The organism is Streptomyces sp. ActVer (genome assembly GCF_027270795.1).
Taxonomy (GTDB): domain Bacteria; phylum Actinomycetota; class Actinomycetes; order Streptomycetales; family Streptomycetaceae; genus Streptomyces; species Streptomyces umbrinus_A.
On sequence record NZ_JAPWHT010000589.1, the window covers coordinates 1 to 5,342 of the forward strand.

At 63.9% G+C, this 5,342-nt stretch carries 7 protein-coding genes and 1 pseudogene; 6 read left to right on the forward strand and 2 right to left on the reverse strand.

Translation table 11 applies throughout. The annotated features are described in order from the left end of the window. The 6 genes and pseudogenes from O3Q52_RS48205 to O3Q52_RS48230 form a co-directional block, all read left to right on the forward strand. A pseudogene (locus O3Q52_RS48205) lies at positions 1-192 on the forward strand (hypothetical protein); the annotation flags it as partial. A 127-nt stretch (positions 193-319) separates the two neighbouring features. Continuing rightward, positions 320-637: a type VII secretion target gene (locus tag O3Q52_RS48210; protein WP_269654790.1), complete on the forward strand. Its 318-nt coding sequence runs from the start codon at positions 320-322 to the stop codon at positions 635-637. A gap of 116 nt (positions 638-753) precedes the next feature. Next, positions 754-1,989, forward strand: a complete 1,236-nt coding sequence (locus O3Q52_RS48215) for a hypothetical protein (RefSeq protein WP_269654791.1) — start codon at positions 754-756, stop codon at positions 1,987-1,989. Between the two features lie 97 nt (positions 1,990-2,086). Next, entirely contained in the window at positions 2,087-2,701 is a 615-nt protein-coding gene (locus O3Q52_RS48220; RefSeq protein WP_269654792.1) for a hypothetical protein, read from the forward strand. Beyond that, positions 2,701-3,393, forward strand: coding sequence for a hypothetical protein (locus O3Q52_RS48225; protein WP_269654793.1), 693 nt, complete (start codon positions 2,701-2,703; stop codon positions 3,391-3,393). The genes O3Q52_RS48220 and O3Q52_RS48225 overlap by 1 nt, the downstream gene beginning before the upstream one ends. A 264-nt stretch (positions 3,394-3,657) precedes the next feature. After that, positions 3,658-3,969 carry a hypothetical protein gene (locus O3Q52_RS48230; RefSeq protein ID WP_269654794.1) on the forward strand — a complete coding sequence of 104 codons (312 nt, stop codon included), beginning with the start codon at positions 3,658-3,660 and terminating at the stop codon, positions 3,967-3,969. 100 nt (positions 3,970-4,069) lie between these two features. Here O3Q52_RS48230 and O3Q52_RS48235 read toward each other — a convergent pair whose 3' ends face one another. After that, a complete protein-coding gene (locus tag O3Q52_RS48235) occupies positions 4,070-4,264 on the reverse strand; it encodes a DUF397 domain-containing protein (protein ID WP_269654795.1) in 195 nt (64 codons plus the stop codon). A 15-nt stretch (positions 4,265-4,279) separates the two neighbouring features. Continuing rightward, positions 4,280-5,146, reverse strand: coding sequence for a helix-turn-helix transcriptional regulator (locus O3Q52_RS48240; RefSeq protein WP_269654796.1), 867 nt, complete (start codon positions 5,144-5,146; stop codon positions 4,280-4,282). Positions 5,147-5,342 lie beyond the last annotated feature (196 nt).

Below are 5,342 nucleotides of genomic sequence, written 5' to 3' on the forward strand. Positions count from 1 at the left end.
GACGAGACCCCACCGTGCGGCGTGCGGTACCTGCGCTCCTCGGGCGACGACTCGTACAAGCTCCAGGCGACGGTCACGTGGAGAATCCACTGGACCGGCACCGGCGTGAACGGTGACCAGCCACTGCCCGACGGCGAGTTCGGGGCGGACCAGGACGTGATCGTCCAGGAGATCCAGGCCGTCAACCGCTGACCGAGGTGGCTGATTCAGCCCGTTGGCCATCCGCTCTCCCGAGGAGCGGTTGGCGGAGTGCGGTGAAGAGCGGATAGCGTGATTCCGCTCTCAGGAACGGTGGGCGAACGGGGAGAGGTAACGGGGCGTGGCGGAGCGGTTGGCGGTCGACGGTGATGAGCTCGGGCGCTTCATGAAGATGCTGAACAAGTCGACGGACTCGCTCAAGGGCGTCCGCAAGGCGTTGGCCGATGCCACCACCACGGGCTTGGGTACCGACGACCTGGACGCGGCGTGTGAGGACTTCCAGGAGGACTGGAAGTACGGCTCGGAGGAGATCGGCAAGCAGACCGAGGACCTTGCCAAGATTATCGGCAAGAGCCGGGACAGCTACCGCGAAGTCGACAAGGCCCTTGAAGAGGCACTGAAGAAGGCCGGCAGCGGCAAAGGCGGCGGCAAGAAGTGACCGAGACCCCAAGCCTTGAACCGTCCCCTGTCCCCGACCCTCAGGTAGCCAAGGATGGTGCGCTACCACAAGGGTTGAAGTCCTCGCCGAGGATCCCCAATCGCGACTATCCACACTTGGGCTTCAACCCGGTGCCGGGCAGCACCGAAACGGTAAGCGGCCTGCACAAGAAGCTCGCCGGCTGCGCGAAGGTTCTCGAAGACACGCGTGACCTGGTCACCAAGCTGATGGACGGGAGCTACTGGAAGGGCGACGCGGCCGTTGCCTTCCGGGAGCAGCTCGACGGCGGCCCGCTGCCGCTGAACCTGAAGAACGCCGCGCGTTCTCTTCGCAAGGCGGCCAAGCAACTGAACCTCTGGGAGGGTGAACTCGACGACTTTCAGCGCCGAGCCAAGCGCCTGGACGAGGAGGCGAAGGACGCGCGCGCTGCGGTCGACACCGCCAAGGGCAAGGCGACGACAGCGGGCGACGACCCGGCCCTGGACAAGAAGAAGGGCGCCGCGCACGACGACGCCCAGAAGGCCCTGACCAGCGCGAACACAGCCGTCGATGAGGCAGAAGCCGACCTCGAGAAGATCCTGAGCAGGGCTCGAAAGCTCGCCGAGGAGCATGAGAAGCAGGCTCAGTACCGGGCGGGCAAGATCCGGGAGGCCACGAAGAAGCTGGCGCCTCATGAGCCGGGGTGGTTCGACTCGGCGATGGACTGGCTACAGGAGAACCTGCCGGACATCCTCAGCTTTGTGGCGGGCGTCGTCGGATTGGTGGCGATCATCTTCGCTGGGCCGCTGGGTGTGGCGATGGTGGCGGCGCTCATGCTCACAGCCGCGGCGCTGAGCGCAACGGCGTTGGGGTGGCGCATCTTCCAGGATCCCGAGATGTGGGCGTCGTTGAAGGATGGCTTCACCAAGGGTGAGTTCGACGCTGACTTCTTCAGTAACCTCGTCACCGTCGGAAGCGACGTCATGGGCGCGCTTCCAGGCCTTGGAGCAGTAGCGGTCGGATCCCGAGGAGCAGTAAACGCCATTCGTGCCGGAAGCGAGACCCTCTCGGCTGGGCAGAAGGCAGGAGTCTTCGGATCCAAGATCATGGAGGGGGCGCAGGGTATCTCCAACCTGGACAATCCTCTGACCGGATGGCTGGTGCGCGGTGCGAGTGACACAGCAAAGGCGGAGAAAGTAGTAGCCGCAACGTCAAGTTCGATTGGTGTGGGCACCGCTGGCTTCGGTCTGGTCAACAGTCTCGTGGACGCGGACGATGACGGAATCAAGGATGGTGCCGTTGCCGGAATTGACGGGACACGGCTCATCCTCGACAACGGTGGAATCCTGAACCTTGTTGGTCACGTCTTTTGACTTTCCCCGGAGGAAGAGCGCGCCAATGAATCCTGCTGACTACATGACTGCCTGGGCCCACCCGCTTACCCGCCGGGCCTGGCTGTACCACATGGCCATGAACATCGTCGGCCTCATCGGATGGCTGGCCACTTGGGTTGGTCTGCTGGCTGTGCTTGTCGTGTTCCTGTCTCCAGGGTTTGCCTTCTTGTTCGTTCCGTTCCTGCTCTACTCCCTATATCGAGCAGTGCTCCAACTGCGCTATTTTCCTGCAGCATTCCGCATGCGGCGCATTTTGCAAACGTATCCATGGCAAATTCTCCGCAGCGTACCGTCGGGGCTGACCAAACATCCAGAGGTCCTCGGCAGGCAGTACGGATGGTTCGAACTTCCCAATCCGGCCCGCCCGGAGCAGAGACTACCGTTGGTATTCCCCCAGCATCTGCGCACGGAGTGGTGGAGTCGTCGCTTGGCTCCGCGTGCCAAGCCCGAGCTGAAGGCACAGATTGAGGCTGTGTGGTTCGCTGGCGACCCACGCTTCATCGGTCTCATCGCCGCGCCCATTCCGGACGGTACGGCGCCTCGCCGCCTCCATGTCCTTCAGCAGCAGTCGAGGGCGGAAGACGGCCGCAGCTTCGCGGACTGGGGCGCTACTCCTGAGGACATCGAACGGGGCCGACGCGTCGGGATCTACCCCGCCCAACCTGATACGCGCAGTGAAGAGACACCTTGATGGCCATACCCAGCTTTACGCTTCACAACTCTGCCAAGGACCCCACCACCGAAATCTGGTTCGCCGAACCTCCAGGCTTCACGGCTCTCCCCCTCGACGCCCTGTTGCCCGTGCCTGAATCTCCCGCCGCCGACGTGCTGCGAACTGCCCTCGCTCCGTTTCTCGACGCGGCACCTGACGACGTCCTGCGCCAGCAGTTCATCGCCCAATTCGCGAAGGGTCAGCAGTTGTTGGGGGCTCTACGTGAGGTCGGCACAGTCCATTTTTCGGTTGGTTTGCACCGGGACGACATCGACGGCACAGATGAAAGCAGTGGTCAGCCACTGCTTTCATTCTTCACGCTTTCCTGGCGCGACACAGCCGTGGCACCACGCGCGGTCACCGTGGCCCGCGCCGTAACTTCAGCCCAAGGCCATACCCGCATCGAGTACCTCGAACTCTCCTGCGGCCCGGCCACCCTCAGTGAGACCGTACTCAAGCCTTCAGCGGACAGCGGGCTCTCTCCGGCGCCCCTTGTCCAGATCCATGCACATCTACCCCACCCAGACTGTAAGCGTCTCGTCGTAATCACACTGAGTACGACTGTTGTGGCCCGCCGCGAGCAGTACCGCGAGATCCTCCAGCAGATCGCCGAGACGGTCAGCTTCGACAACCCCCTCGCGCAGGCTGAGAATGAAGGACACCTTCCATGACCGTGGTGTCCGTGCTTCTGTCCCGGACATCACAGCCGGCCATCAATCACCATCCCACCGGCCGCTCTATTCGGCGGCGAGTCCAACGCCAGTGGATCCTTCTCTTGATGGCGTGGCCCGCGCTCATCCTGACCCCGCTCGTGGGATCAGCTTCCGGCGACAAGCGGTTCATCCCAATCCTCGGCATCGTCTTGTGCACCCTCGTGCGAGTCTTGCTCCCGCTGAACATCTGGACCTTGGTCAAATGTCCTCCGCATGCGTCGCGTGCTCAGAGTGAACTCGTGGCGGCTGGTCGAGTGCGAGATCGTCCCGGTCAGCCCGCAGGGGCAGCGGGCCGTTGGACTCGCGAACCAGATGCCCGACCGTGAGATCAAGGTGCTGGCCGTCCTGCGGATCAACGGCGTGGTACTGACGGCCGGGCCGTACAGGCGCTATGTGGATGCACGGATCACCCAGTTGTGGTGCGCAGGACACCTGCACCAGGATGCCGTGGCCGCGTTGCCCGGAGGTTCGCGCCCGTTCCGGCTTGTGAGTTATGGAGGGCTTGTGCGGGCGAGCAATGCGAGCACTGGCTGAAGGCGCCGCTAGCGATTGCAACCTTGGGACACCCAGAGCGTGGCGTCACCGTCAGCACGGCACAGTGGGCGCGACACGGTGGCCCAAGGCTTCCAATTGCTCAGGCGCTGTGTATCGGCGGATGCGCCTTGAGGATGCGTATCAGCTCATGCAGGCGGGCGGAACTCGTAGAGAGGACGACGTCCGGCTCGTCGCTTTCGCGTAGGTGGATGGCTCCGGTCGGGGTGGCAGCGACGTAGACGCAGTTCGAACTGTCGCCGCTGTACGTGGACTTCTGCCAGTGGATGGTGGTCACAGTCGTCGGTCTCTCTCAGATGTCCCGGATGAGGCGGTGGATGCAGTCGCGTGACTCGGCGGGGTTGAGCGCACAGGGCTCCATGCGATCCAACACGGAACGGTACTTACTCAACTGTGCCTCTGCATCGAGGAATCCGCAGCCGCCGTGGTGTGTGTCCAACTGGACGGTGTCGAGTTGTGGGACGGGGCCCTCGACGTAGTCGAAGGACTGACCCGTGCTCGGGAAGCGATCCGCGCCGAAGGGAATCACCCTGATGGTGACATGGGCCAACTCGCTCATGCCGATGAGGTGCTGGAGTTGGGCGCGCGCGACGACCGGGCCGCCGAAACCCATGCGGAGCGCCGCCTCGTGGATGGTCGCCGTGTACGGGGGCGGATCCTCCCCGTGCAGGATGCCCTGTCGCTTGATGCGATGCGTAAGGCGATGCTCGATCTCGTACTGCCGCATGGGCGGGGCCACTTGCTGAAAGAGGGCTCGTGCGTGGTCCGTGGTCTGCAACAGGGCTGGGATGTGGATGATGAGTGCCACGCGCAGACCGGTGGCGTAGTGCTCAAGTTCGGCAAGGTCGATCAACGTGGCCGGCAGGTGCTCCCGATACTCGTCCCACCACCCGCGCTGCCGCCCGCCGGTCATCGCAGCCAGCGCATCGACGAACGCGGGGTCGGTGCAGCTGTAGCTGCTGGCGAAGGTACGGACGCGATCGGCACTGACGGCATAGCGGCCCGCCTCGATGTTGCTGATCTGCGCCTGTTTGAGGCCGAGCAGTCCCGCGGCGGCACTGGACGTCAGTCCCGCGTGCTCCCGGAGCTTGCGCAGTTCGGTACCCAGGCGCTGCTGGCGCAGCGTGGGGGCGGTGCTAGGGGCTGTGCTGGGCGGCACTGAACCCTCTCTCGTCGTGATGCGTTCCCTCCGGTCACCCACAAGAGGGAATCATCAATTCTTGCGCTCATTCGATGTCAAATATTACATCGCTTCCCCTATGGTGAGTCTCACGTCGCCCAACTGCCCGCGCCCCCAAGCCGGAAGCGCACCCGTCCAGGCATTGCCACCGCCGGGCGCCGCCGTTGAGCGAGCC

Coding starts and splice junctions, on each gene's coding strand:
- O3Q52_RS48220 (WP_269654792.1), top strand. CDS start 2,087: ATGAACATCGTCGGCCTCATCGGATGGCTGGCCACTTGGGTTGGTCTG.
- O3Q52_RS48225 (WP_269654793.1), top strand. CDS start 2,701: ATGGCCATACCCAGCTTTACGCTTCACAACTCTGCCAAGGACCCCACC.